This window comes from Variovorax sp. OV329, assembly GCF_900114785.1.
Lineage (GTDB): Bacteria > Pseudomonadota > Gammaproteobacteria > Burkholderiales > Burkholderiaceae_C > Variovorax.
In genome coordinates this window covers 98226-122697 of sequence record NZ_FOUG01000020.1, presented here as the reverse complement: position 1 = coordinate 122697, position 24472 = coordinate 98226, and the positions used below count along the sequence as shown (strand labels likewise).

Here is a 24472-nt window from a genome sequence, read left to right as displayed (position 1 = left end):
CCCACGCCCGAGATGCCCTTCGGCGGCGTGAAGGATTCGGGCTACGGCTCCGAAGGCGGCCCCGAGGCCATGGAGGCCTACCTGGTGGCCAAGGCCGTGTCGATCATGGCGGTCTGAATCCGTCCTGACCCGCAAGGCATGAAAGGCGCGGCGCGAGCCGCGCCTTTTTTCATGGGCGCGCCCTGTCGATCAGAAGGTGGGGGACTGCGGATCGATGGGGCGCGGCTGTTCCGACAGCGCCCGCTGCTCGCGCGAGAAGCGCTCGCCGAAATAGATCAGCTGCTCGCGCAGCGTGCCCTCGGCGAAGGCCGCCTGCGCCTGCTGGCCGTCGCCTTCGGCACTGGAGGCGGCATGCATCAAGGTCAACGGATGGGACTGCGGCTCGTCGCAGCCCGCGGCGGCTATCGCCAGGGCGGCGGCCAGCGGAAGAAGTGTCTGGAAGGACGGCATGCTCGCTCCTTGTCGCGGTGTCTCGAGAAGGAGTGGTGCATGCCATCAGGCATGCACCCGGATGGCGGCACCGCCACGCCAGGGCCTCCAAGTTAGGGCGGCCCGCGCTTCGGAACAACACTCATCGAGGGGATGACTCGCGCTTTTGCGCGTAAGCGCTCAGCGCAGGTTGAGGATCTCCACCTGCGGCAGGCCCGGCGTGCCGGCGACGCTGGCGCGCATCAGCTTCTGGCCGTCGCGATAGAACTGCCAGCAGCCGCTGTCAGGACGGCGCGCCTGGTTGGGCTGCATCGGCGGCGCGGTGTTGAAGCGCACGCACAGGCTGCCGTCGTCCTTGAGCTCCCAGCGGCCCGAGCCGTTCACGCCGGCCCGGCCCACGGCCTGGCTGTTGTAGTAGACGAGGCCGCTGTCGCGCAGCTCCCAGCGCTGCACCTCCTGCGGCCCCCCGTCCTCGAAGCTGTGCGACTTGCCGATCAGCGACTGCTTCAGCTCGTCGCGCGCCAGGTAGGTCTGCTGCTGCCGTGCGCCGGCCGACGGCGATGCGGGCAATGGCGTGGCCACCGGCGGCGCGAGCGCCACCACGGGCGGCGGGGGGGCGGCAGGTGGCGGCGATGCGGCGGGTGGGTTGAGCGGAATGGCCGCGGCAGGTGCCGGCGCGGTGGCTGCAGGAGCGCCCGGCGGCGCCACGGACGGCGGCGCGGCGGCGCTGGCGGCCGGCGAAGGCGTTGCGGCTGGCCCGCCGGCCGCAGCCGCGCCGACGGAGTCGCGCTCGCGGCGCGCGTTCTCGAGTGCGGTTTCGATGTCCTTGGGCGGCGGCCCGGAGGCCCGCGGCGCAGCAGCGCCGGTCGCAGGTGCCGCCGGCCGCGCCGGCGATGGCGAGGCGCCCGCCAGCCGTGCGCCTTGCCCCTGGGCGTTGAAGCTGAAGTCCGAGGTCAACGAGGTATTCACCCAGGGCAGCTGCCGCCCGGCGGTGTCGCGCAGCACGCGCACGCGCACGTTCTTGAACATCTGCTCCACCTCGATGCCCGGCGTCATCATCTCCTCGGCCAGGCTCTTGCTGTAGACGCTGTTGCCGCCGTCGGGGCCGTCCTCCGCAGCGGCGCCAGGGGCCGACGCAAACGCGATCAGCGTGCCGCGCGCGCCCATCTCGGCCAGGCCGCCGGCCGTGCGGATGTTTCGCGTCTTGCCGGCGAAGGGGTTGTTGCGGCAGGCATCGAGGATCACGATGCGCGGAAAGGAGCCCACCTTGTCGATGCGGCCGATGAACAGCTCGTCGATGTCCACCGACTGGTCCTTCACCTCCTCCTGGTCGCGCAGGTTGACGTCCACCGGCAACAGGAAGTTGCGCCCGTCGATCTGCACGCCGTGGCCGGCGTAGTACAGCACGGCGATCGCGTCGTCCTGCTGCACCTCCTTGGCGTAGTCGCGCAGCACGCGCCGGAACTGCACCACGCCGAGGTTGTACTGCTCGTTGACCTGGAAGCCCAGCGCGCGCAGCCGCGACGCGATGAGGCGCGCATCGTTCTCCGGATTGGTCAGCGGAAGCTTGGGATAGCGGGCGTTGCCGATCACCAGCGCAATGCGCTTCTGCGCGCCGGCCTGCGCCTGAGCCTGCGCGATGCCGGGCCAGCCCACCATCGCCAGCGCGCCGGCGAGCAGCAGCAAGGCGCACAGCCCTGCCCGCGTAGCGGCCAGAAGATGGGCGCGGGAAGGGGCGGTCATGGGGCGCAATATGGGCCGACGGCACGCATGATGCAAGTGCGCGGCCGCGTGCACGTGGCGCGGCATCTCGCCACAATGCGCACCCCGGCCTCCCACACCACCCACACAACAACACATGGCCACCTTCGAATGGATCATCGCGCTGCTGCTCGGCGCGGCGCTGCTGGCGGCGCTCGCGCAGCGGGTCGGCGCGCCCTACCCCACCTTCCTGGCGCTCGGCGGCGCCGCACTGGCCTTCGTGCCGTCCAGCCCCAACTGGACGCTGGACCCGCACCTGGCGCTGACGCTCTTCGTCGCGCCGGTGCTGGTCGACGCGGCCTACGACACCTCGCTGCGCGACCTGCGCCGCAACTGGCGGCCGGTGGCCGGCCTGGTGATCGCCGCGGTGGGGACCACGGTCGTCGCGGTGGCGCTGGTGGCGCGCTGGCTGGTGCCCGACCTGCCCTGGCCCATCGCCATCGCCCTGGGCGCCATCGTGGCACCGCCGGATGCCGCGGCCGCCACCGCAGTGATGCGGCAGGTCGGGCTGCCGCACAAGCTGCTCAAGATCCTGGAGGGCGAGAGCCTGCTCAACGACGCCAGCGCGCTGCTCGTCTACCGGCTGGCCATCATGGCCATGCTGGCCGGGCAGCTGAGTCCCGGCGCCTTCGTGCCAGTGCTGCTGCTCACGGTGGTCGGCAGCCTGGCCGCCGGCGTGCTGCTCGCCCGGTTGCTGCAGCCGGTGCTGCGCGGCATGCAGGACGTGCCGATCACGCTGATCGTCCAGTTCGCCTTCACCTTCGCGGTCTGGATCGCGGCCGAGGCGATCGGCCTGTCGGGCATCCTCACGCTGGTGGCCTACGCGATGACGGTGGCGCGCAACGGCAGCCGCGACATGCCCGCGCGCATGCGCGTGCCCATCTTCGCCGCGTGGGAGATCGTGGTCTTCGTGCTCAACGCCTTCGCCTTCGTGCTGATCGGCATGCAGCTGCGCCCCATCTGGCAGCGGCTGGAGGCCAGCGGGACGCAGTCGGGCGCGGTGGCCACGGCGCTGGCGGTGCTCGCAGCGACCATCCTGGCGCGCTTTGCCTGGGTGTTCGTCTACCACGCCTTCAAGCGCTGGAGGCTGAGGGGGCAACCAGCCGAGGTGGCGCGGCCCACGCTGGGCAGCGGCATCGTGCTCTCCTGGGCCGGCATGCGCGGCATCGTCACGCTGGCGGCGGCCTTCGCGATTCCGGAGACGCTGCCCGGGGGCGCGCCCTTCCCGCACCGCGACCTCATCCTGCTGTGCGCCTTCGCGGTGGTGCTGGGCACGCTGGTGCTGCAGGGACTGACGATGGGGCCGCTGATCCGCGCCTTCGGCCTGCGCGACGACGACCCGGTGGGCCGCGAGATCCGCCTGGCGCGCACGCACGCCTACGGCGCGCTGATCGAGGCCATCCGCGACGAGGACAGCCTGGCCGCCAAGCTGCTGCGCAAGGAGTACGCCGCGGTGGTGGACCTGAACGCCACCCACGATGCCGACGCGCCGCTGGAAGAAGTGCCCGGCGGCCCGCTGCGCCGCCGCGCCATCGCCGCCGCGCGCCAGCGGGCCTTCGAGCTGCGGCAGGGCGAGGTCATCGGCGACGACGCCTACCGCGTGCTGGTGCGCGAACTGGACTGGGCGGAGCTGAGCGCGGGCGGCACACGATAGGCCCGGCACGCGTCAGAATCCAGGCATGACGAGACTTCTTTGTGCCTGCCTGTTGACCTGCGTGCTCGGCGCCTGCACCGGCTACCGCCCGCCTCCCGGCTACGGCGTGTGCGCGACCCAGCCCGGCACCTGGGACTGCCAGGTCGAGATGTACGAGAAGGTCGACTCGCCCTGAGCGACGCTACCGCTCACTGCCGGGGCACCGGCGCGATCAGTCCGGGTTGCCCGACCCCGGCGCGTCCAGCACGATGCGCCCGGCCGTCAGCGTGTTGACGGTGGCGGCGGGAATCTCCATGAGGATGCTGGCCCGCTCGGCCACCATGTGGGCCGTGAGGTGCAGCACCGGGCGGTCGTCCAGGTCGTGCATCAGCCGCACCAGCTTGAGCAGCGGGCTGCCCACCTCGGTCTGCAGCAGACCGGCGCGCTGAGGGTCGGCCACGGTGGCGCTGAACTCCTGCACCACGCGGCCGAACTTCACGCCCTGGTCCATCAGGATCTCGTAGAGCGCGCGCTTCTTCAGCGCCGCCTCCGTGGCGCGCTTGCCCACGTGCACCGGCACCCAGGCGTCGGTGAGCATGGCCGGGCGGCCGTCGCGATTGGAGCGCACGCGCAGCGCATGCACCGCCTTCTCGGCGGGCGCCAGTTCCAGCAGGCGCGCCACGTCGGCCGGCGGCACGGTCTGCACCACGTCGAGCACGCGCACCACCGTCTCGGTGGCGGTCTTGCGCAGGCTGTCGATCACGCTGAGGGAAGGCGAAGGCCGCCAGGGCGTCACAGCGTCGCCGCGCACGAAGGTGCCGCGGCCGTGCCGGCGCTCCACCAGCCCCAGGGCCGCCAGGTCGCCCAGGGCGCGGCGCACGGTGATGCGCGAGACGCCGAAACGCTCGCACAGCTGCTCCTCGTTCGGCAACGCGCCGCCCGCGAAGAGGCCGCGCGAGATCTCGTCGCGCAGCACCAGGAAGATCTGCCGGTGCAGGGCCGTGCCGCGCGCGCTGTTCATGGGATTGGCCGGAGAGGACGCCGTGTTCATGGGGTGGAGCATAGCCGGGTTGACTTGTTGTTATGTTGTGCTATCGTTAGTACAACAGGACGACGTAACGAAACAACCCCATGAGCCACCCCGCCTCCCATCTTCGACAGCTGCTGGCCGCGCCCGGCATGGTCATCGCCCCAGGCGCCTACGACGCGATCGGTGCGCGGCTGATCGAGCAGGCCGGCTTCCCGGCCGTCTACATGACCGGCGCCGGCACCTCGGCCGCGCGCGGCTTTCCCGACTTCGGCCTGCTGGACATGGGCGAGATGGTGGGCAACGCCGCCACGATGGCGCGCTCGATTTCCGTGCCCCTGATCGCCGACGCAGACACCGGCTACGGCAACGAGCTGAACGTGACGCGCACCGTGCGCGAGTACGAGTCGCGCGGCGTGGCCGCCATCCACATCGAGGACCAGGTCTCGCCCAAGCGCTGCGGCCACCTCGACGGCAAGGAAGTGATCTCTCGCCAGGACTTCGTCTCCAAGGTCCGCGCCGCCGTGGAAGCGCGCCGCACCCAGGACTTCGTGGTCATCGCCCGCACCGACGCGCGTGCCATGCTGTCGCTGGACGAGGCCGTGTGGCGAGCCAATGCCGCGCTGGACGCCGGCGCCGACATGGCCTTCGTCGAGGCCACGCAGACGGTCGAGGAAGTCGCCGCCGTGCCGAAGCAGGTGAAAGGCCCCTGCCTGCTCAACGTGGTGCCCGGCGGCCGCACGCCGATCTTCGACCTGCGACAGGCCGAGGAGATGGGCTACCGGCTCGCGATCCTCCCCGGCCTGATGCTCAAGGCCACCATCGAGGCGGGCGACGCCGCACTGGCCGAACTCAAGCGCACCCACCAGGCGCCCAACGTGACGCACAGCGTGGCGCAGACCTTCCGCCGCTTCGGCGCCGACGAGTGGGACGCGCTGCGCACCCGCTTCAACGCCGGCGCCACCATGGAGCAGAAGAAATGAGAGCGCGCACCCTCTTCGACAAGCTCTGGGACGCGCACGTGGTGCGCGAGCTGGGCGATGGCTGGGCGCTGCTGCACATCGACCGCCACCTGCTGCACGACCTGTCGGGCCCGCCCGCGCTGGGCGAGGTGGCGGCGCGCGGCCTGCCGCTGCACAACGCGGAGCTGGTGTTCGCCACGCCGGACCACGCCGTGTCCAGCCAGCCCGGCCGCGTGGCCACCACCTTCCCGCTGGGCGGCAGGCTGCATGCGGGGCTCAAGCAGCTCAGCCAGAAGATGAACGTGCGCCTGTTCGACCTGGGCGAGAGCGGCCAGGGCATCGTGCACGTGATGGGGCCGGAGCTGGGCATCGTGCTGCCGGGCCTCACCGTGATCTGCGGCGACAGCCACACCTGCACCAACGGCGGCCTGGGCGCGATGGCATTCGGCGTGGGCTCGTCCGAGAGCACCCACGCCCTGGCCACGCAGACGCTGCGCCAGCACAAGCCCCGGCAGCTGCGCGTGCGCGTCGAGGGCCGGCTGCGCGCCGGCGTCAGCGCCAAGGATCTGGCGCTGCACATCATCGGCCGGCTGGGCGCCGCCGCCGGCGTGGGCCACGCGATCGAGTTCGCCGGCCCGGCCATCGAGGCGATGGAAGTGGAAGGCCGCCTCACGCTGTGCAACCTCTCGGTGGAACTGGGCGCGCGCTTCGGCCTGGTGGCGCCGGACCAGCGCACCTTCGACTACCTGCGCGGCCGCCCCTTCGCGCCGCAGGGCGCCGGCTTCGATGCCGCCGTGGCGCAATGGCGCGAGTTGCACAGCGACGAGGGCGCGCGCTTCGACCGCGAGGAAGTGTTCGACGCGGGCGAGGTGCGCCCCACCATCACCTGGGGCACCAGCCCCGAGCACGCCATCGCCATCGACGGCCGCGTGCCCGACCCGCTGGCCGCCGCAAGCGATGCGCAGCGCGACACCCTGCGCGCCGCGCTCGACTACATGGGCCTGCAGGCCGGCCAGGCGATCGCCGGCACGCACGTGGACTGGGTCTTCATCGGCTCCTGCGCGAACGCGCGGCTGTCGGACCTGCGCGCGGCCGCCGAGGTGGCGCGCGGGCGCACGGTGGCAGCGGGCGTGAACGCCTGGGTCGTGCCAGGGTCCGAGAACGTGAAGCGCGCGGCCGAGGCCGAAGGCCTTCGCGATGTTTTCGAGGCCGCGGGCTTCTCCTGGCGCGAGCCGGGCTGCAGCATGTGCGTGGCCGCCAACGGCGAGCAGGTGCCGCCGCAGCAGCGATCGGTCTCCACTTCCAACCGCAACTTCGTGGGCCGCCAGGGGCCCGGCGCGCGCACCCATCTCGCCAGTCCGGCGATGGCAGCAGCCGCCGCCATTGCCGGCGTGATCTGCGACGTCGAATCGCTGGGAGCAGTGGCATGAGCATGCAACCCTTCCTCTGCGTCACCGGTGCCGCTGCGCACCTGCCGCGTGCCAATGTCGACACCGACGTGATCGTGCGCATCGAGCGACTCACCACGCTGGCGCGCACCGAGCTGGGCCCCTTCGCCATGGAGGCGCTGCGCTACCGGGAGGACGGCGGCGAGAACCCGGACTTCGTGCTCAACCAGCCGGCCTTCCGCGGCGCACCCGTGCTGCTGGCCGGCGAGAACTTCGGCTGCGGCTCCTCGCGCGAAGGCGCGGTGTGGGCGTTGATGGGCATGGGCATCCGCTGCGTGATCGCGCCCAGCTTCGGCGACATCTTCTTCAACAACTGCTTTCAGAACGGCATGCTGGCGATCCGCCTGCCGCCCGAACAGATCGAGGCCATCGCGCGCGCCTGCGCCGACGGCTCGCCGCTCACGGTGGACCTGCAGGCCTGCACCCTCACCCACCCGGCGGCCGGCATGCGCGCCTTCGAGGTCGACCCGCTGCGCCGCGATGCGCTGCTGCAGGGCCTGGACGACATCGGCCTCACGCTCAAGGACGATGCGCTGATCCGCGAATGGCAAGCGGCCGACCGGCTGCGGCGCCCCTGGGCCTGGCCGGCACGCTGACACATCGAACACGCACAAGAACACGGAGACAGGACTCATGAATTCAGAAAGCAGGCGCCTCCGCTGGCCCCTGGCGGCCGCTGCGCTGGCCGCCGCCATGCTCACCCCGCAAGCCCAGGCACAGCCGGCCTGGAAGCCCGACCACCCCGTCTCGCTCGTCGTGCCCTACACCCCCGGCGGCGGCACCGACGCCACCGCACGCGCCGTGGCGCGCCGCCTGGGCGAGCTGTGGGGCCAGCCGGTGGTGGTGGAGAACATGCCCGGGGCCGACGGCCTGATCGGCACCCGCCGCGTGATGGAGGCCAAGCCCGACGGCTACACGCTGCTGCTGCAGGTGCCCTCCATCGTGGTCACCAGGCACGTGCCGGGCCTCAAGGGCGTGGACCCGCTCGCGCGCCTCACGCCGGTGACGGCGGTGTCGATCTCGCCGGCCGCCATCGTGGCCAGCGCCAAGGTGCCGGCGAAGACGCTGGCCGAACTGGTCGGCTACTGCAAGAGCGCGAGCACGCCCTGCTCCATCGCCAGCGGCGAGAGCCTGGCGCGCATCTCGGCCCGGCAACTGGCGGCCGAGGCCGGCATCCCGAACCTGATCGTCGTGAACTACAAGGGGACCGGCGCCATCGTCACCGACATGATCGCCAACAACGTGAACATGGCCTTCACCGGCATCACCGCCGCGCTGCCGCACTACAAGGCGGGCACGCTGAAGATCCTCGCCACGCAGGGAAAGAAGCGCGCGGCTGCCTTGCCCGAAGTGCCCACCACCGCCGAGGCCGGCTTCCCGCAGTTCCAGTCGGTGACCTGGTATGGCCTCTTCGCGCCGCAGGGCACGCCGGCCAGCGTGACGCAGGGCATTGTCTCGGCACTCCACGAGGCGGTGAAGGACCCCGACGTCCAGAAGACCATCGCCGCCGCCGGCGCCGAGCCACTGGTGAACTCGCCCGCCGAATTCGCCGCCCAGATCCGCGAGGACAGCGCGCGCATGGATGCGCTGGTGAAGCTGTACCCGCTCGAATGAAGAAGGACCCGGCCATGAACACCCTCCACGACCACGACGACGAGCAGATCGGCGTGCCCTGCGTGCTGATGCGCGGCGGCACCAGCAAGGCCCTGTTCTTCCACGAGGCCGACGTGCCGCCACCCGGTGCGGCGCGCGACCGCTTCCTCAAGCGGGCGATGGGCACGCCCGACGTGCTGCAGATCGACGGCATGGGCGGCTCGCGCCTGGTCACCTCGAAGATCGCGATGATCAGAAAGTCCGACCGCACCGACGCCGACGTGGACTACACCTTCGCGCAGGCCGACGTGGAGCGCGACCGGATCGGCTACGACGCCAACTGCGGCAACATCTCCTCGGCCGTGGCGCCCTTCGCCATCGACGAGGGGCTGGTCGAGGCGGCGGAGCCCATCACCACCGTGCGCATCCACAACACCAACACCGGCACGCTGCTGGTGTCGAAGGTGCAGGTGAAGCACGGCAGGGCGCGCGTGCTGGGCGACTGTGCCATCGCCGGCGTGCCGGGCACCGGCGCCGAGATCCTGATGGACTACACCGACACGCTGGGCGCCAAGACCGGCAAGCTGCTGCCCACTGGCCAGCCAGTGGACACCATCGCGCTGGAGGACGGGCGGCGCTTCGAGGTCTCCATCGTCGACGCGGCCACGCCCTGCGTGCTCATCGCCGCCAGTTCGCTGGGGCTGTCGGGCAGCGAGTTGCCGCCGGACATCAGCGCCGACCGCGCGCTGATCGAGGCCATCGGCGAGATCCAGGCCAAGGCGGGCGAGCGCATCGGCCTCTACAAGCACTGGAAGGACGTGCACCTGCCTGGCCTGCCGCTGGCCGTGATGGTGGCGCCGCCGGCCGACTACGTCGACACCAACCGAGAGACGGTGAAGGCCGCCGACTGCGACCTGCGCGCGCGGCTGGTGTTTCTCGGCAAGTGCCACGACAGCATGGCCGGCACCGGCTCCATGTGCACCGCCGCCGCCTCGCGCGTGCCCGGCACGCTGGTGAACGCGGCCGTGGGCGAGCGCAGTTGCACCGACACGCTGCGCATCGGCCATCCACTGGGCGTGATGACGGTGAAGGTGATCGCCCGCGCCGGCGACACGCCGGCCGCGACCCGCTTCGACGCACTGGGCCTGCAGCGCACCGCGCGCCGGCTGATGGCGGGCACGGTGTACGTGCCGCGCGACGCAGGCTGAACTTCATTCCATTCGACAACCGACGGAGACAAGACATGCCCCCCATCCTTTCGCGCCGCAGCGCACTGGCAGCGCTGGCCGCCTTCACGCTGGCCGCTCCCGCCTTCGCGCAGAACGCCCTGCCGACGCGGCCCGTGCGCATCGTCGTTGGCTACCCCGCCGGCCAGACGGTGGACATCGTCGCGCGCAACTTCGCCGCGGCCCTGAGCAAGGAGATCGGCCAACCGGTGATCGTCGACAACCGCCCCGGCGCCAACGGCAGCCTGGGCGCGCAGGAGGTGAAGCGCAGTGCGCCGGACGGCACCACCCTCCTGCTGGGCACGCTGGGGCAGATGACCATCAACCCCACCCTCTACAAGAAGCTGCCCTACGATACGATCAAGGACTTCGCGCCCATCGCCCAGGTCAGCACCGGCGCGCTGCTGCTGGTGGCCACGCCCACCTTCGGGCCGAACAACCTCAAGGAGCTGATCGAGTACGCGAAGGCGCGGCCCGGCAAGGTGGACTTCGCCTCGGGCGGCAACGGCATCACGGCGCACCTGGCGATGGTGGTGTTCGAGCGCCAGGCCGGCCTGAAGCTCAACCACGTGCCCTACAAGGGCTCGCCAGCCGCCATCAACGACGTGATCGCCGGGCAGGTGCCGATGATGTTCGACGCGCTCGCCACGGTACTGCCGCAGGTGAAGGCGGGCAAGCTCAAGCCGCTGGCGATCTCCAGCGCGAAGCGCAATCCGCAGCTGCCGGACGTGCCCACGGTGGACGAGCAGGGGCTCAAGGGCTTCGACATCAGCTCGTGGGTGGGCTTTCTTGCGCCAGCCGGCACGCCGCCGGCCACGGTGAAGGCGCTGCACGACGCGATCCAGCGCGCCTCGGCGGCCCCGGAGATCAAGGAGTCGATTCGCGCGACCGGCAGCGACCTGGCCATCACCACGCCGGACGAGTTCGGGCGCTTCCTGCAGAGCGAGATCCGCAAGTGGGGCCAGGCCGTCAACGACGCCGGCGTGCAGATCGACTGAAGGAAGGGCGATGACGATCACCCATCCCGCTACCGACCCGAGCGGCCCCACCGGCCAGTTGTGCGACTGGCTCGCCGGCTTCTCCCTGGACCACGCCCCGGCCTCGGCGCGCGAACGCGCCAAGGCACTCACGCTGGACGGCATCGGCTGCGCCATCGTCGGCGCGCAGCTGCCGTGGTCGCGCACCGCGGTGGACATCGTGCTGCGCTTCGAGGGCGCGGGCGAGCGCAGCATCGTGGGCTGGGGCGCCACCACCAGCGCGCCGGCGGCCGCGCTGCTCAACGGCACCTTCATCCAGGGCTTCGAGCTGGACGACTACCACCCGCTGGGGCCGCTGCACAGCGCCTCCATCGTGCTGCCCGCGCTGTGGGCCGCGGCCGAGGGCGAAGGCACGAAGGCCAGCGGCCGGCGCTTTCTCGAAGCCGCGCTGGCAGGCTACGAGGTGGGCCCGCGCGTGGGCATGGCACTGCACGGAGCGCAGATGCTGTCGCGCGGCTGGCATTCGGGCTCGGTGTTCGGCACGCACGCGGCGGCCGCGGCGGTGGGCAAGCTGATGGGGCTGGACCCGGCGCGCTTCGAGGATGCGCTGGGCCTGGCCGGCACGCAGTCGGCCGGGCTGATGGCGGCGCAGTACGAGGCCATGTGCAAGCGCATGCACCACGGCTTCTCGGCGCGCAACGGCCTGTACGCAGCGGTGCTGGCCGAGGGCGGCTACACCGGCATCAAGCGGGTGTTCGAGCGGCCCTACGGCGGCTTCCTTTCGACCTTCGGCGAGGGCCACGAGCCCGACGCCTCGCAGATCACCAGCGGCCTGGGCGAGCGCTGGGAGGTGGAGCGCATCGTCATCAAGCCCTACGCGGCCATGGGTGGCATCCACTCGCCGCTGGACGCTCTCTTCGACGTGGCGGCGAAGAGAGCGCTCGTGCCCGCCGAGATCGCGAAGATCGAATGCGAGGTGTCGCACGCCGTCTTCCACCACGGCTGGTGGGTGCCCGAGCGCCCGCTCACGCCCATCGGCGCGCAGATGAACATCGGCTATGCGCTGTCGGTGGCGGCCATCGACGGCGCGGCGATGGTGCGCCAGTTCTCGCCGGCGCGCATCGATGCGGACGACGTGTGGGCGCTGCTGCCCAAGGTGGAGGTGCGGCATGACCCGGCCTTCGATGCCGGCGGAATGATGAAGCGCGGCCAGACCCGCGTGGCCGTGACCTTCACCGACGGCCAGCGCATCGTGGCCGAGCGCGCCAGCTCCCGCGTGATCGAGAAGCCGCAGGACACGGCCGGCGTGGCCGCCAAGTTCCGCAGCCTCACCGACGGGCTCGTCGACGCGCCGCGCCAGCGCGCCATCGAGGAGATGACGCTGGGGCTGGAAGACGTGAAGGACGTGCGCGAGCTCATCGCGCTGCTCGCGCCCGTGGTGCGGCCCGCCTTCGACTGAAGTTCAAGAACGAGACCCGGAGACAAGACCATGCCAGCCATCCAACACCTCGCCATCGCCGCCGTCGTCGGCCTTGCCCTGGGCAACGCGGCCTTCGCGCAGGGTGCGTGGCCCGCCAAGCCCATCCGCATCGTGGCGCCCTACGCGCCCGGCGGCGCGGGCGACGAGAGCGCACGCGCCATCGCCGAGGGCCTGTCCAAGGCGCTGGGCCAGCCGGTGGTGGTGGACAACAAGCCCGGCGCCGGCGGCGTGATCGGCGCGGACCTGGTGGCCAAGTCGCCCGCCGACGGCTACACGCTGCTGGCCGGCGCCAACGGCACGCTCATCAATCCGCTGATCCACCGCAAGCTGCCCTATGCAGCCAGCGAGCTGGTGCCGGTCAGCGGCGTGTCCTTCTCACCCTCGCTGATCGTGGCCGACCCCGACATCGGCGTGAAGACGCTGGCCGAGCTGCAGGCACACGCCAAGGCCGATCCCAAGGGCATCTTCTTCGGCACCACCGGCGTGGGCAGCACCGGCCACTTCTCGGGCGAGATGATGAAGGCCGCGCTGGGCGTGCCCTTCACATTCGTCCAGTACAAGGGCAGCGGCGAGACCAGCCTGGCGCTCAGTTCGCACCAGGTGCAGGTGCTGTCGGACGTGCCCAGCGTGGCGCTGGTGAACCTGGGCAAGGCCGGCAAGCTGAGGATGCTGGCGGTGGCCTCCGACAAGCGCATGGCGCAGCTGCCCGACGTACCGACCACGGCGGAGGCGGGCTTCCCCGCCATCCGCATGACGCACTGGCTGGGCTTGTTCGCACCCAAGGGAACGCCGCCCGCGGTGCTCGACCGGATCAACGCCGCGGTTCAGGCCTTTGTCACGACGCCCGGCGAGCGCGCCAACATGGCGGCCCGCAACTCCGAGCCGATGGTGGGCAACCGCGTGCAGTTCAACGCCTTCGTCGACAGCGAGACCGCGCGTCTCGGCAAGATGGCGAAGGACCTCGACATGGTCGCGGAGTGAGCGCACGCGCGACGCGCGCAAAAGCAAAGCCCGCCAGATCGCGGCGGGCCGGGACGAGAGAGAAGGCGCGAAGGGCCTATCGACCGGGCGCCTGCCCGTCTTCCTTCGCAAGCGCCGCTTGCTGCACCTTGTGCTGGCGCACCACATACGCCAGCGAACCCACGCAGGCCAGAACCAGACCCACGGCCAGAACTGCAATCGCACTATGCATTCTTGTCTCTCGCGTTTTGTTCTCGATGCCCACAGGCTAAGGCAAGCCGGGGCCGGGGCACTCAGGGATCACCCGCGGAATTCGCGCTTCCCGCAACGCCCTTGAGCCGCAGCTAGGGCAGGTTTTCCCTGAAGATGACCTGGCTGCGCGTGGCTTCCACGCCCGACATCATGTCGCGCCGGTCGCGCAGATTGGTGAAGATGCGCACGCAGGTGAGGATGGCACTCTGCGGGCTCTGGTTGATGACCGCGTCCATGGTGCCGTCGATGAGCAGGGCCCGCGTGTCGGGCGTGAGGCCGTGTCCGATGAACACCACGCGGTGTTCCAGCCCGCTTTCCTTCAACGCCCGGCCCACGCCTTCCGCCCCGCCGCCGATGTTGTAGATGGCGGCCAGGTCGGTGTGCTGCTCCAGCATGGCGCGGGTCTGGCGGTAGTTGGTGCGCTCGTCGTCGTAGCCCTCGCGCAGGTCCAGCACCTGCAGCTGCGGGTACTGCTCGGCCAGCAGTTGCATGAAGCCGGCCTCGCGCTCCTCGTGGGCGCGGTAGCTCAGGGACCCCGCGATCATCGCCACCTTGGCGCGCCGCGCCGGGCCGAGGAAGCGGCCGATGAGGTAGGCCGCGGTGCGGCCTGCGGCGCGGTTGTCCAGGCCCACGTAGGCCACGCGCTGCGAATGCGAGAGGTCCGACACCAGCGTGATCGAGGGCACGCCCTGCTCGGCGAGGCGGTCCACCGCCTCGCGCACCAGCGGATGCTCCAGCGCCATGAAGGCCACGCCGTCCACCCGCTGGCCGCGTCGGCGCAGCAGGGCGGCCAGCGCCTCGGGGTCGAAGCTCTGGATGAAGGCGGTCTTGCAGTTGACGTTGAAGGGCGCCCAGTGCTCTTGCGAGTAGCCCACCCATTCGCCCAGCATGCGCAGGAAGCGGCTGCTGCGGTCGGGCAGCACGAAGAGCAGCTGCATGGGCTCGGGCGCGAGCGCGGCATGCAGCTCCTGGCGCGGGAGATAGTCCAGTTCGGCCGCGGCCTGCACCACGCGCTGCACCGTGGCCTGCCGCACGCCGGGGCGGCGGTGCAGCACGCGGTCCACCGTGGCGGTGGACACGCCGGCGAGGCGGGCCACGTCGGCCACGCCCGGAAGGCTGCGCGTCATTGCAGGTCTGTCTCCATCATTCCATCAAAAACCATCAGGCTGCCGGCTTGGTGCCGACGGGCCGCGAGCCTAACGTAAGCACCCTGTCCGCGGCAAGCCATGCCGCGGCAACTTAGGACGCATCAGGAGCATCGATGGAGACCAGGACGACGAGCGAAAGATTGAAGGGCCGCGTGGCCCTCGTGTTCGGCGCAGGCGCGGCCGGCGAGGGCTGGGGCAACGGCAAGGCGGCCGCCGTGGCCTATGCGCGCCACGGCGCGAAGGTTGTGGCCGTGGATCGCGATGCGGCGCTGGCCCAGGCCACCTGCGAGCTGATCCGCGGCGAAGGCTTCGCCTCCCAGGCGGTGGCGGCGGACGTGACGGCCTACGAGCAGGTGCAGCACGCGGTGGCGGTGGCGCTGGAGAGCTACGGCCAGGTCGACATCCTGCACAACAACGTCGGCATCACCTCCCAGGGCGGCCCGGTGGAAACCAGCGAGGAGACCTGGGACCGCGTGATGACGGTGAACGTGAAGAGCATGTTCCTCACCTGCAAGGCGGTGCTGCCGCTGATGGAGGCGCAGGGCCGCGGCGCCATCGTCAACATCGGCGCGCTGGGCGGCGTGCGGTGGACGGGCTACGCCTACTGCGCCTATGCCGCCTCCAAGGGCGCGGTGAACTCGCTCACCCAGAGCGTGGCACTGCAGTACGCGGCCAAGGGCATCCGCGCCAACTGCATCCTGCCGGGCGTGATGGACACGCCCCACATCTACAAGCAGATCTCGGGCTTCTACCCGAGCACCGAGGAGATGGTGGCCGCGCGCCACAAGCTCTCGCCCACCGGGCGCATGGGCGACGGCTGGGACGTGGCCAACGCGGCGGTGTTCCTGGCCTCGGACGAGGCGCGCTACGTCAACGGCGTGGAGCTGCTGGTGGACGGCGGCATGCACGTGCGCTGCAACTGAGCGCCTTTCTGCAGGGTCCATCAAAACCCATCAGACTTGCCGTTTGCGCCCGATGTGCGGCCGCCCTATCTTTCCCGGGCGGCGCAGACCATCGGCACACAACAACACGCGCCGGCCTCTTCATCGACGGCCAGACGACTTCAACGACGACAAAAGACAGGAGACAAGACATGAGCCAATCGCCTCTTTTCAGCCGCCGCAGCCTGCTGCGCAGCTTTTCCGCGCTGCCGGCCGCCGGCCTGGTCAGCGCCCTGCCGCGCCTGGCGCATGCCGCGCCGGAGTTCAGCTTCAAGTTCGGCAACAACCTGCCGGTGACCCATCCGCTGAACGTGCGCGCCAACGAGGTGGCGGCCCGCATCGCCAAGGAAAGCAACGGGCGCATGGAGATCAAGGTCTTCCCCAACAACCAGCTGGGCGGCGACACCGACATGCTGGCGCAGGTGCGCAGCGGCGGCCTGGAGATCTTCAACCCCGGCACCATGGTGATCGCCACCCTGGCGCCCATCAGCGCCATCACGGCGGTGGGCTTCGCCTTCTCCAACTACGAGCAGGTGTGGGGCGCGGTGGATGGCAAGCTGGGCGACGCGATCCGCGCCTCCTTCGCCAAGGTCGGCCTCTACACCTTCGACAAGATGTGGGACAACGGCTTCCGCCAGACCACCACCAGCACCAAGGCGATCAAGACCGCCGCCGACCTGGAGGGCCTGAAGATCCGCGTGCCGGTGAGCCCCATGGGCATCTCCATGTTCAAGTCGCTGGGCGCCTCGCCCACCAGCCTGCAGTTCTCCGAGGTGTACTCGGCCCTGCAGACCAAGGTGGTGGACGCGCAGGAGAACCCGCTGGCCATCGTGCAGACGGCCAAGCTCTACGAGGTGCAGAAGTTCTGCTCGGTCACCAACCACAGCTGGGACGGCTACCACCTGGTGGTCAACGGCCGCGCATGGAAGGGCCTGCCCGACGACCTGAAGACCATCGTGTCGCGCGCCTTCAACGAGGGCGGCCTGCAGCAGCGGGAAGACCTGCGCAAGCTCAACGAGTCGCTGCAGGCGGACCTGGCGGCCAAGGGCATGGCCTTCAACACCGCAGCGCCCGACAGCTTCCGCGCGCAGCTGCAGAAGTCCGGCTTCTACGCCGAGTGGAAGAACAAGTTCGGCGCCGAGGCCTGGAGCCTGCTCGAAGCCACGGCCGGCAAGGTGTCCTGAAGTGAACGCAGCCCCGACCATGGGCATGCATGGCGCGAGCGCTCAGCCGACGGCGGCGGCCACCGGCTGGCGCGCCGGCGTCGATGCGCTGGACCGCTGGCTGGGCCGGCTGACCGAGATCCCGGCAGCCGGGCTGGTGCTGGCCAACATCGTGGTGCTGCTGGCGGGCGTGGTGTCCCGCTATGTCTTCCACTCGCCACTGGTGTGGTCGGACGAGCTGGCCGGCATCATGTTCCTGTGGATGTCGATGCTGGGCGCGGTGGTGGCCCTGCGCCGCGGCGAGCACATGCGCATGACGGCCTTCGTGGCCAAGGCCTCGCCGGGCGTGCGCGCCTTCCTCGACGTGCTGGCGCTGGCGGCGTCCCTGGCCTTCCTGCTGCTCATCGCGCACCCGGCCTTCGACTACGCGTCGGAAGAGGCCATCGTGGTCACGCCGGCGCTGGAGATCAGCAACGCCTGGCGCGCCTCGGCCCTGCCGGTGGGCGTGGCACTGATGGTGCTGGTGAGCGTGCTGCGTCTCTTGCGCGTGAGCACGCCCGCACGCACGCTCGGTGCGCTCGCGCTCGTGTGCGTGCTGTGCGCGATCTTCTGGTGGATGGCACCGGTACTGATGCCGCTGGGCAAGCTCAACCTGCTGATCTTCTTCGGCGGCGTGGTGGGGGCCTGCGTGTTCGCGGGCGTGCCGATCGCGTTTTCCTTCGCGCTGGCCACCTTCGGCTTTCTCGCGCTGACGACGAAGACGCCGATGCTGGTGCTGGTGGGCCGCATGGACGAAGGCATGTCGCACCTGATCCTGCTGGCGATTCCGCTCTTCGTCTTCCTGGGCCTGCTGATCGAGATGACGGGCATGGCCAAGGCCATGGTGCAGTTTCTCGCAAGCCTGCTTGGGCATGTGCGCGGCGGCCTGAGCTACGTGCTGATCGGCGGCATGTACCTGGTGTCGGGCATCTCGGGCTCCAAGGCGGCGGACATGGCGGCCATCGCGCCGGTGCTGTTCCCCGAGATGAAGAAGCGCGGTGCCAAGCCGGGCGACCTGGTGGCGCTTCTGTCGACGACCGGCGCGCAGACCGAGACCATTCCGCCGTCCATCGTGCTGATCACCATCGGCTCGGTGACCGGCGTGTCGATCGCCGCCCTGTTCACCGGCGGCCTGGTGCCGGGGCTGGTGCTGGGCGCGGCGCTGTGCGCTGTCGTGCACTGGCGCTACCGGAATGAGGACCTCTCGGGCGTGGAGCGCGCCAGCGGCCGTGCGATCGGCAAGGCCTTCGTCTACGCGCTGCCGGCCGTCGCCCTGCCCTTCGTGATCCGCGCGGCGGTGGTGGAAGGCGTGGCGACTGCGACCGAGGTGTCGACCATCGGCATCGCCTACTCGGTGCTGGCCGGCCTGTTCCTCTACCGGCAGTTCGATTTCAAGCGCTTGTTGCCGATGCTGATCGAGACGGCCGCGCTGTCGGGCGCGATCATCTTCATCATCGGCGCGGCCACCGGCATGGCCTGGGGCCTCACGCAATCGGGCTTCGCGCAGGACCTGGCCTCCGCCATGGAAGCGATGCCCGGCGGCAAGGCCGGCTTCATCGCGATCTCGGTCGTCGCCTTCATCGTGCTGGGCAGCGTGCTGGAAGGCATTCCAGCCATCGTGCTGTTCGGACCGCTGATGTTCCCCATTGCCCGTGCCGTCGGCGTGCACGAAGTGCATTACGCGATGGTGGTGGTGCTGTCGATGGGCCTGGGCCTGTTCGCGCCGCCCTTCGGCGTGGGCTACTACGCGGCCTGCGCCATCGGCAAGGTGGACCCGGTGGAAGGCATGCGGCCGATCTGGGGCTACCTGGTGGCGCTGATGGTCGGGCTGGTGCTGGTGGCGGCGGTGCCGTGGTTCTCCACCGGCTTCCTGAGCAAGTAACCCGTTTCTTTCTCAACGCCCCGCCCGCGCGGCGGGGCCCTTCAAGGCAATTCTCAAATGAGCAGATTCTTTGGCGAGATCCGCCAGGTGGCCTATCTCGTTCCCGACATCGAGGCGGCCATGGACTACTGGTCGCGCGTGCTGGGCGTGGGCCCCTGGTTCTACAACCCGCGCGTGCCGATCCACAACTACAGCTACCGCGGCGAGCGATACGAGCCGCACAACTCGGTGGCGCTGGCCAACGCCGGCGGCCTGCAGGTGGAACTTCTGCAGACGCGCAACGACGTGCCCTCGATGTACCGCGACTTCCAGCAGGCCGGCCACGTGGGCGCGCAGCACTTCGCCTACTGGACCGAGCACTTCGACGAGGACCTGAAGCGTGCCGAAGCCGCCGGCTTCAAGGTGTGCATGGCCGGTGAAGTGGGCGAGCGCGGGCGCTTCGTCTACTTTGAGGACCACGACGCCAAGGCCGGCTACCACCCCGGTGCGACCATCGAGTTGTCGGAAGTGGCCGGGCCCAAGGGCAAGCTCTTCCGCCTGATCCGCGAGGCGGCCGAGGGCTGGGACGGCCGCGAGCCGGTGCGGCCCTTCCCCGACCTGGACACGCTATGAGCCGCGAGCGCGTGCGCGCCACCTACGTGGTCGAGACGCCGCTGGCCCCCGCCGACGTGGCGGAGGTGATGGCCGGCGAGCAGTCCTGCGGCACCTTCACCCGCGTCGAGGGCGAGACCGATGCATTGCGTGAACGCGCCCGCGCGGTGGTCGAGGCCATCGAGCCGCTGGAAAGCGTGGAAGAGCCCGCGCTGCCCAATGCATGGCTGCAGCGCAAGGGCTTGAAGGGCCCGTACCGCCGCTTCAGGGTGCGCATCGCCTACCCGGTGGAGAACATCGGCACCAACCTGCCCACGCTGGCCGCGACGGTGGCCGGCAACCTGTACGACCTGGGCGAGGTCACCGGCCTGCGCCTGGAAAGCATGGAGGTGTCGGCGGCCTACCGCGCGCGCTTCGAGTTCCCGGTGCAGGGCATCGCCGGCACGCGGCGCCTGACGGGCGTGGCGCAGGGCGCCATGGTGGGCACCATCCTCAAGCCCAACGTCGGCATGTCGGCGCAGGACACGGCCGCGCTGGTCGCGCGCCTGTGCGCCGCGGGCGTGGACTTCATCAAGGACGACGAGGTCTGCGCCAACCCCGACCATGCTCCGCTCGCCGAGCGCGTGCCCGCCGTGATGGCCGCCGTGCGCGCCCACCAGGAGCGCACCGGCAAGCATGTCATGGTGGCCTTCAACATCAGCGACGAGACCGAGGCCATGCTGCGCCATGCCGAACTGGTGGAGCGCGAAGGCGGCAGCTGCGTGATGGTGAGCCTGAACTGGTGCGGCTTCTCCGCCGTGCAGACCCTGCGCCGCCGCACGCCGCTGGCGCTGCACGGCCACCGCAACGGCTACGGCGCGATGTCGCGCCATCCGCTGCTGGGCATGGGCTTCGACGCCTACCAGGCGCTGTGGCGGCTGGCCGGCGTGGACCACATGCACGTGCACGGCCTGCAGGGCAAGTTCGCGCAGGACGACGAGGAGGTGGTGGCTTCGGCACGCGCCTGCTACGCGCCACTGACGGGCAACGTGGACGATGCGGTGCTGCCTGCCTTCTCTTCCGGCCAGTGGGCCGGCACCGTGCCCGCGACCTGGCAGGCCATCGGCCGCGACGACCTGCTGTTCATGGCCGGGGGCGGCATCCTGGCGCACCCGGGCGGTGCCGCAGCGGGCGTGACCAGCCTGCGGCAGGCCTGGTCGGCGGTGCGCGCGGGCACCTCGCTGCAGGATGCGGCGCGCGATGCGCCCGAACTGGCCGCGGCCCTGCGCTTCTTCGGCGGCAGATGACACCGCCCGCCCTGCTCTTCTACGGCGACGACTTCACCGGCGCGACCGATGCGCTGGGCACAGCGGCGCGCGCCGGGTTGCGCACCCTGCTCTTCCTGGGCACGCCGGATGCGAAGCGCTTCGAAGCCGCCGGCCCTTTGGATTGCATCGGCATCGCCGGTGCCGCGCGCTCGATGGCGCCGGAAGCGATGCGCAAGGAGCTGGCCCCGGTGGCGGCACTGGCGCGCGCGCTGAAGCCGCGCGTGCTGCACTACAAGACCTGCTCCACCTTCGACAGCGCGCCGCAGGTGGGCAGCATCGGCGAGGCGGTGCGCACGCTGGCGCCGGCGCTCGGCACGCCACGGCTTTTCATCGTCGGCGGCCAGCCCAACCTGGGCCGCTACTGCCTGTTCGGCAACCTGTTCGCCGCAGCCGGTACGCAGGGCGAGGTGTTCCGCATCGACCGGCATCCGACCATGAGCCGGCATCCGGTCACGCCGATGAACGAGGCCGACCTGCGCCTGCACCTGGCGCGGCAAGGGCTGGAGGGCATCGCGCTCGTGCCGTGGACCGCCTACGCCGAAGGCGAAGAGGCGCTGTCCCTTCGCGCTGCGAAGCACGACGGCGCGCTGCTGTGGGACGTGGCCGAGCCTGCGCACCTGCCCTTGCTGGGCGGGCAGTTGTGGGCGCAGGCGCAACGACAACCCGCGCTGGCAGTGGGGCCGAGCAGCGTGGTGGAAGCGGTGGCGCACGCGATCCATCCGGAGCCTGCGCCGCAGCCCGCAGGCATCGCCGCCGCGGAAGGGCCCGTGCTCGTGCTGGCCGGCAGCCTGTCGCCCGTGACGGCGGCCCAGGTCGCTGCGGCGCGGTCCTTCGAGGTGCTTCGACTTTCCGCCGAACGCCTGTCCGCCGGGGATGGCGGCTATCTCGCAGACGCCGCGCGGCAGATCGCGTCGACGCTGCGGGCCGGCCGGCACACCCTGGCCTGCACGGTCGCGGCCGATGGCGCGCGCGTCGAGCTGCATTCAGGCGCGCTGGCCGAGGCGGGCGGACGGCTGCTGCAGGAAGCGCTGCGCCTGGCCCCGCAGGTGCGCCGGGTCGGCATCGCCGGCGGCGACACCTCCAGCCTGGCGGTGCGCGCCCTCGATGCCTGGGCCCTGGCCTACCAGGGCCTGCTCGCACCCGGCGTTCCGCTGTGCCGGCTGCACAGCGACGATGCGCGGCTCGACGGGCTTGAGCTGATGCTCAAGGGCGGCCAGATGGGCGGGGCGGATGTGTTCGAGCGGCTGGTGGCCGGCCACCCGGGCTTCGGCACCGGCACCAAGTAGCGTCGATCGCCACGCAAATCTCTTCTTGACCTTGCCACAGTGACAAGGTTTAGGATGCCGATCCACCCCTTGATCTGGCTCGTCTACGTTGACTCGACATCCGTGAAAGTGCTTCGCATCTGCCTCCTGTTGCTGCTCGCCGTGCTGCTTCCCGCACGGGGTGCGATGGCGGCTGCGATGGTTTGCGGGCCGACGGGCACGCCGAGCCACGGCGGGCACCTCGTCTCAGCGCAAGAGCCTCACGCCGGCACCGCCTCGCACGCCGGACACGATGCCCAGGCCCACGACCACACACAACACGTGGAAGACGGCGGACCGGGCCATGGCCATCCGCAGGGTCCGTCGAGTCCGGACAAGTGCAACATGTGCTCCGCGTCCTGTGGAAGCCCGACCTTGCCGAGTGCATCCGCCGGCGTGCAGGCGCCCGACGAATTGGTTTCAGCTTCCTTTCCCGCTCTTGCCGCACCAACTCCGACTTTCCTGTCGGATGGTCAAGAGCGTCCCCCACGAACCATCTGACCCATTGAGGCCTCCGCGAGAGGCCTGACGGGGCTCGTACGTCCGCTCGCGCGGACGTCGCGAGCGTCTCCGGCCATGGCTGTGCCTGCCGATGATTCAGATGGTTTCGAACAATGAACAACCCCTTTTCCAGGCTGACGGCGCCGCTGGCGCTGGGCCTGCCGCTGCTTGCGTTCGCGCAGCAGCCTGACCCGGCCGACGCGAAGATGCCCGATGCGGCGCTGCGCTACCAGTCCGCCTTCTCGGACTACAAGCCCTGGCAAGACATCAAGCCAGGCAACTGGCGACAGTTGAATGACGACCTGCTCCGCCAGACAGGTCCCGGCGTGCATGCTCACCATGGCTTGTCGGAAACAACTTCGGCACCTGGAAGTCTGACCACGCGATCGCCCTCGCCAGCAGGCCATCAGGATCGCCCCGTGCATGGGGGCAAGCCATGATTCGATTGACAGCTGCTGCGGCAGCCGTACTGATCCTCGCCGGCTGCGCATCCTTCTCTCCGGACGGCGGCATGGACAGGGTCAGCGAGCTCACCAGGGAACGTACCGGCCTAAGCGTCGTTGCCCAAGGAACGAAGCAGGACGTCGACACCGCAAGGGCAAGAGTCGACGAAATCCTGCAGCAACCCTTGACGCCGGACGCGGCGGTCGAGCTTGCGCTGCTGAACAACCGCGGCTTGCAGGCCAGCCTGCGCCAGCTCGGCGTTGCCGAAGCAGACCTGGTGCAGGCCGGTCGCCTGCGCAACCCGGTCTTCAGCTTTGGACGTCTTGCCGGGGGAGGCTTCGTCGAGATCGACCGCGCCATCATGTTCGATGTCCTGGGGCTGCTCACCATGCCACTGGCGACGGAAATCCAGCAGCGCAACTTCGAGCGAGCCCAGTATCAAGCGGCGTATGACGCCGTCGGCATCGCTTCGCAGACGCGACGGGCTTACTTCAATGCGCTGGCGGCGCAAGAACTGGTCAAGTACTTCGGTCGGGTCAAGGAGACGGCGGATGCTTCCAATGAACTGGCCAAGCGGATGGTCCAGGCCGGAAACTTCAACAGGCTTGCCCAGATGCGGGAGCAGGCCTTCTATTCGGAGGCGACTTCCGGCCTTTCCCGTGCCCAGCGACAGGCTGTATCGGAGCGCGAGAAGCTGACCCGCCTTCTGGGCCTTTCAGGCGCACAACTGGACTTCAGGCTGCCCGAGCGCCTCCCCGACCTTCCCAAGACCCCCACCGAACCCCAGGACGCCGAACAGACCGCGATGGAAAAGCGGCTCGACGTCCTGATGGCCAAGCGGTCGACGGAGGCAACGGCCAGGTCACTGGGTCTCACGAACACGACCCGTCTCTTCAACACGCTGGAGATCGGGTATCAGAACAAGAGCGAAACAGGCAACCCTCGAGCCAACGGCTATGAGCTGGAACTTGAATTGCCCCTGTTCGACTTCGGCGCAGCGCGCACCGCCCGCGCAGAAGCCACCTACATGCAGTCCGTGCACCGGACGGCAGAGGTCGCCCTCAACGCCAGGTCGGAAGTCCGCGAGTCCTATTCCGACTACAGAACGGCCTACGACCTGGCCAGGCACTATCGAGACGAAGTCGTTCCGCTGCGCAAGCGCATCTCCGAGGAAAACCTGCTGCGCTACAACGGGATGCTCATCGGTGTCTTCGAGTTGCTGGCCGATTCGCGCGAGCAGGTGCGCAGCGTCACCGAATACGTGCAGGCATTGCGTGACTTCTGGGTCGCCGAGACGAACCTGCAGACGGCCCTGACGGGTCGCTCTCCGGGCGCTGGCGGCGCGTCCCTACCGCCATCAGCTGGCGCAGCCGCGCAGGCGGCCGCCCATTGAGAAGAACCCAC

The 24472-nt window shown here is 70.1% G+C and carries 23 protein-coding genes; 19 read left to right on the top strand and 4 right to left on the bottom strand.

All coding sequences use genetic code 11. The features are described from left to right. A partial coding sequence (locus BM345_RS29885; RefSeq protein WP_139237613.1) for an aldehyde dehydrogenase family protein occupies positions 1–117 on the top strand: 117 nt, incomplete at its 5' end. A 72-nt stretch (positions 118–189) separates the two neighbouring features. Here BM345_RS29885 and BM345_RS25440 read toward each other — a convergent pair. Next, positions 190–450, bottom strand: a complete 261-nt coding sequence (locus tag BM345_RS25440) for a hypothetical protein (protein WP_093385387.1) — start codon at positions 448–450, stop codon at positions 190–192. A gap of 159 nt (positions 451–609) precedes the next feature. Continuing rightward, entirely contained in the window at positions 610–2172 is a 1563-nt protein-coding gene (locus tag BM345_RS30810; RefSeq protein WP_175545147.1) for a caspase family protein, read from the bottom strand. Between the two features lie 115 nt (positions 2173–2287). Between BM345_RS30810 and BM345_RS25430 the strand changes: the two genes are divergently transcribed. Both BM345_RS25430 and BM345_RS30300 read left to right on the top strand, forming a co-directional pair. Further along, a complete protein-coding gene (locus BM345_RS25430; RefSeq protein ID WP_093385384.1) occupies positions 2288–3844 on the top strand; it encodes a Na+/H+ antiporter in 1557 nt (518 codons plus the stop codon). Between the two features lie 25 nt (positions 3845–3869). After that, positions 3870–4019, top strand: a complete 150-nt coding sequence (locus BM345_RS30300; RefSeq protein WP_175545146.1) for a hypothetical protein — start codon at positions 3870–3872, stop codon at positions 4017–4019. 36 nt (positions 4020–4055) lie between these two features. On the opposite strand, the gene BM345_RS25425 is transcribed toward BM345_RS30300, so the two are convergent. Then, positions 4056–4844 (bottom strand): GntR family transcriptional regulator, encoded by a 789-nt coding sequence (locus tag BM345_RS25425; RefSeq protein ID WP_254790010.1) that lies wholly within the window; start codon positions 4842–4844, stop codon positions 4056–4058. Positions 4845–4954: 110 nt separating this feature from the next. Here BM345_RS25425 and BM345_RS25420 point away from each other — a divergent pair, with 110 nt between their 5' ends. From BM345_RS25420 to BM345_RS25385, 8 genes are read left to right on the top strand one after another with little or no spacing between them, the layout of a single operon-like run. Beyond that, entirely contained in the window at positions 4955–5833 is an 879-nt protein-coding gene (locus BM345_RS25420; RefSeq protein WP_093385382.1) for an isocitrate lyase/PEP mutase family protein, read from the top strand. After that, complete coding sequence (leuC, locus tag BM345_RS25415) at positions 5830–7242, top strand: 3-isopropylmalate dehydratase large subunit (protein WP_093385379.1); 1413 nt, start codon at positions 5830–5832, stop codon at positions 7240–7242. Before BM345_RS25420 ends, leuC begins: the two co-directional genes overlap by 4 nt. A gap of 2 nt (positions 7243–7244) precedes the next feature. Beyond that, entirely contained in the window at positions 7245–7856 is a 612-nt protein-coding gene (leuD, locus tag BM345_RS25410; protein WP_093385377.1) for a 3-isopropylmalate dehydratase small subunit, read from the top strand. Positions 7857–7893: 37 nt separating this feature from the next. Continuing rightward, on the top strand, positions 7894–8874 hold the full coding sequence (locus BM345_RS25405; protein WP_093385374.1) for a Bug family tripartite tricarboxylate transporter substrate binding protein: 981 nt from the start codon (positions 7894–7896) through the stop codon (positions 8872–8874). 14 nt (positions 8875–8888) lie between these two features. Beyond that, on the top strand, positions 8889–10061 hold the full coding sequence (locus BM345_RS25400) for a 2-methylaconitate cis-trans isomerase PrpF family protein (protein WP_093385415.1): 1173 nt from the start codon (positions 8889–8891) through the stop codon (positions 10059–10061). Between the two features lie 35 nt (positions 10062–10096). After that, the gene (locus BM345_RS25395; protein WP_093385372.1) at positions 10097–11077 is read left to right on the top strand and encodes a Bug family tripartite tricarboxylate transporter substrate binding protein; all 981 of its coding nucleotides are present in this window, start codon (positions 10097–10099) and stop codon (positions 11075–11077) included. Positions 11078–11087: 10 nt separating this feature from the next. Continuing rightward, positions 11088–12515, top strand: coding sequence for an MmgE/PrpD family protein (locus BM345_RS25390; protein WP_093385369.1), 1428 nt, complete (start codon positions 11088–11090; stop codon positions 12513–12515). Positions 12516–12545: 30 nt separating this feature from the next. After that, entirely contained in the window at positions 12546–13517 is a 972-nt protein-coding gene (locus BM345_RS25385; RefSeq protein ID WP_093385366.1) for a Bug family tripartite tricarboxylate transporter substrate binding protein, read from the top strand. A 323-nt stretch (positions 13518–13840) separates the two neighbouring features. Here the strand turns inward: BM345_RS25385 and BM345_RS25380 are convergent, their stop codons facing one another. After that, the gene (locus tag BM345_RS25380; protein WP_093385364.1) at positions 13841–14875 is read right to left on the bottom strand and encodes a LacI family DNA-binding transcriptional regulator; all 1035 of its coding nucleotides are present in this window, start codon (positions 14873–14875) and stop codon (positions 13841–13843) included. Positions 14876–15009: 134 nt separating this feature from the next. Here BM345_RS25380 and BM345_RS25375 point away from each other — a divergent pair, with 134 nt between their 5' ends. The 8 genes from BM345_RS25375 (at position 15010) to BM345_RS25340 (ending at position 24461) form a co-directional block, all read left to right on the top strand. After that, entirely contained in the window at positions 15010–15819 is an 810-nt protein-coding gene (locus BM345_RS25375; RefSeq protein ID WP_093385361.1) for an SDR family NAD(P)-dependent oxidoreductase, read from the top strand. A gap of 170 nt (positions 15820–15989) precedes the next feature. After that, positions 15990–17021 carry a TRAP transporter substrate-binding protein gene (locus BM345_RS25370; protein ID WP_093385359.1) on the top strand — a complete coding sequence of 344 codons (1032 nt, stop codon included), beginning with the start codon at positions 15990–15992 and terminating at the stop codon, positions 17019–17021. 25 nt (positions 17022–17046) lie between these two features. Continuing rightward, on the top strand, positions 17047–18921 hold the full coding sequence (locus tag BM345_RS25365; RefSeq protein WP_093385413.1) for a TRAP transporter large permease: 1875 nt from the start codon (positions 17047–17049) through the stop codon (positions 18919–18921). Positions 18922–18978: 57 nt separating this feature from the next. Further along, the gene (locus BM345_RS25360) at positions 18979–19533 is read left to right on the top strand and encodes a VOC family protein (protein ID WP_093385356.1); all 555 of its coding nucleotides are present in this window, start codon (positions 18979–18981) and stop codon (positions 19531–19533) included. Further along, the gene (locus tag BM345_RS25355; protein WP_093385353.1) at positions 19530–20798 is read left to right on the top strand and encodes a ribulose-bisphosphate carboxylase large subunit family protein; all 1269 of its coding nucleotides are present in this window, start codon (positions 19530–19532) and stop codon (positions 20796–20798) included. Before BM345_RS25360 ends, BM345_RS25355 begins: the two co-directional genes overlap by 4 nt. Further along, positions 20795–22105 (top strand): four-carbon acid sugar kinase family protein, encoded by a 1311-nt coding sequence (locus BM345_RS25350; protein WP_093385351.1) that lies wholly within the window; start codon positions 20795–20797, stop codon positions 22103–22105. The genes BM345_RS25355 and BM345_RS25350 overlap by 4 nt, the downstream gene beginning before the upstream one ends. Positions 22106–22737: 632 nt before the next feature. Then, on the top strand, positions 22738–23064 hold the full coding sequence (locus BM345_RS25345; protein WP_093385348.1) for a hypothetical protein: 327 nt from the start codon (positions 22738–22740) through the stop codon (positions 23062–23064). Beyond that, positions 23061–24461: a TolC family protein gene (locus BM345_RS25340; RefSeq protein WP_093385346.1), complete on the top strand. Its 1401-nt coding sequence runs from the start codon at positions 23061–23063 to the stop codon at positions 24459–24461. The genes BM345_RS25345 and BM345_RS25340 overlap by 4 nt, the downstream gene beginning before the upstream one ends. Positions 24462–24472: the final 11 nt, after the last annotated feature.

Bases quoted from the DNA above. Each gene is read 5' to 3' on its own strand.
- BM345_RS25440 (WP_093385387.1), bottom strand. From the start codon at position 450: ATGCCGTCCTTCCAGACACTTCTTCCGCTGGCCGCCGCCCTGGCGATA.
- BM345_RS30810 (WP_175545147.1), bottom strand. From the start codon at position 2,172: ATGACCGCCCCTTCCCGCGCCCATCTTCTGGCCGCTACGCGGGCAGGG.
- BM345_RS25430 (WP_093385384.1), top strand. From the start codon at position 2,288: ATGGCCACCTTCGAATGGATCATCGCGCTGCTGCTCGGCGCGGCGCTG.
- BM345_RS30300 (WP_175545146.1), top strand. From the start codon at position 3,870: ATGACGAGACTTCTTTGTGCCTGCCTGTTGACCTGCGTGCTCGGCGCC.
- BM345_RS25425 (WP_254790010.1), bottom strand. From the start codon at position 4,844: ATGAACAGCGCGCGCGGCACGGCCCTGCACCGGCAGATCTTCCTGGTG.
- BM345_RS25420 (WP_093385382.1), top strand. From the start codon at position 4,955: ATGAGCCACCCCGCCTCCCATCTTCGACAGCTGCTGGCCGCGCCCGGC.
- leuC (WP_093385379.1), top strand. From the start codon at position 5,830: ATGAGAGCGCGCACCCTCTTCGACAAGCTCTGGGACGCGCACGTGGTG.
- leuD (WP_093385377.1), top strand. From the start codon at position 7,245: ATGCAACCCTTCCTCTGCGTCACCGGTGCCGCTGCGCACCTGCCGCGT.
- BM345_RS25405 (WP_093385374.1), top strand. From the start codon at position 7,894: ATGAATTCAGAAAGCAGGCGCCTCCGCTGGCCCCTGGCGGCCGCTGCG.
- BM345_RS25400 (WP_093385415.1), top strand. From the start codon at position 8,889: ATGAACACCCTCCACGACCACGACGACGAGCAGATCGGCGTGCCCTGC.
- BM345_RS25395 (WP_093385372.1), top strand. From the start codon at position 10,097: ATGCCCCCCATCCTTTCGCGCCGCAGCGCACTGGCAGCGCTGGCCGCC.
- BM345_RS25390 (WP_093385369.1), top strand. From the start codon at position 11,088: ATGACGATCACCCATCCCGCTACCGACCCGAGCGGCCCCACCGGCCAG.
- BM345_RS25385 (WP_093385366.1), top strand. From the start codon at position 12,546: ATGCCAGCCATCCAACACCTCGCCATCGCCGCCGTCGTCGGCCTTGCC.
- BM345_RS25380 (WP_093385364.1), bottom strand. From the start codon at position 14,875: ATGACGCGCAGCCTTCCGGGCGTGGCCGACGTGGCCCGCCTCGCCGGC.
- BM345_RS25375 (WP_093385361.1), top strand. From the start codon at position 15,010: ATGGAGACCAGGACGACGAGCGAAAGATTGAAGGGCCGCGTGGCCCTC.
- BM345_RS25370 (WP_093385359.1), top strand. From the start codon at position 15,990: ATGAGCCAATCGCCTCTTTTCAGCCGCCGCAGCCTGCTGCGCAGCTTT.
- BM345_RS25365 (WP_093385413.1), top strand. From the start codon at position 17,047: ATGCATGGCGCGAGCGCTCAGCCGACGGCGGCGGCCACCGGCTGGCGC.
- BM345_RS25360 (WP_093385356.1), top strand. From the start codon at position 18,979: ATGAGCAGATTCTTTGGCGAGATCCGCCAGGTGGCCTATCTCGTTCCC.
- BM345_RS25355 (WP_093385353.1), top strand. From the start codon at position 19,530: ATGAGCCGCGAGCGCGTGCGCGCCACCTACGTGGTCGAGACGCCGCTG.
- BM345_RS25350 (WP_093385351.1), top strand. From the start codon at position 20,795: ATGACACCGCCCGCCCTGCTCTTCTACGGCGACGACTTCACCGGCGCG.
- BM345_RS25345 (WP_093385348.1), top strand. From the start codon at position 22,738: ATGAACAACCCCTTTTCCAGGCTGACGGCGCCGCTGGCGCTGGGCCTG.
- BM345_RS25340 (WP_093385346.1), top strand. From the start codon at position 23,061: ATGATTCGATTGACAGCTGCTGCGGCAGCCGTACTGATCCTCGCCGGC.